The sequence below is a fragment of the Bacteroidota bacterium genome, from assembly GCA_030017895.1.
Lineage (GTDB): Bacteria > Bacteroidota > Ignavibacteria > UBA10030 > BY39 > JASEGV01.
In genome coordinates this window covers 1-647 of the sequence record JASEGV010000169.1, presented here as the reverse complement: position 1 = coordinate 647, position 647 = coordinate 1, and the positions used below count along the sequence as shown (strand labels likewise).

Genomic DNA, 647 nt, shown 5'->3' with positions numbered 1-647 from the left:
AAAAAGAGCCGACTTCCCACGCTGAGAAACCGGCTCTGTAAATCTTCCGATTTTTTACCTAACGAAAGATTGTTCATAAATCGGGGCTATGTAAGTCGAAATGGCATTTCGACATACAAGATATTACCTCATCAAAATAAGTTTCTTGGTTTCACTAAACGAACCAGATTGTATCCGGTAGAAGTACACACCGCTCGGGAAATTACTTGCATCAAATTCTACTGACTTATATCCCGCTTCTTCGAAACCGTTCACTAGTGTAGTCAGTTCACGACCGAGAACATCGTATATTTTTAATGTTACCAAACTCCCGATTGGCAATTGATAATTGATAATTGTCGTTGGGTTGAAAGGATTGGGATAGGTTTGCGCTAACTTGTATTCGCTAACCAAGCCTGATTCAATTTGCTCAACAGGAAGTACTTGATTATTCATACCGAACATCAGTGCAAGAGGTGAACTAAATATAGGTCCACCCGCTCCATTGTTTCTGTACGATACACCCTTACTTCCCCAGATATTTTCTATACCAATTAATGCATCATCAGCAATTGAGGGGGGAACGGGGTCAATAGAAAGAAGATTGTTATACTATAATGCTTAAGTTGGAAAGTTACTTTTGAAGCAATAAATTATGTATAAAAAAC

General features: G+C 38.5%; 1 protein-coding gene. It reads right to left on the bottom strand.

Annotated features, from left to right (window positions below):
• Positions 1 to 123: 123 nt before the first annotated feature.
• Positions 124 to 435 (bottom strand): T9SS type A sorting domain-containing protein, encoded by a 312-nt coding sequence (locus QME58_14490; protein MDI6805019.1) that lies wholly within the window; start codon positions 433 to 435, stop codon positions 124 to 126.
• Positions 436 to 647 lie beyond the last annotated feature (212 nt).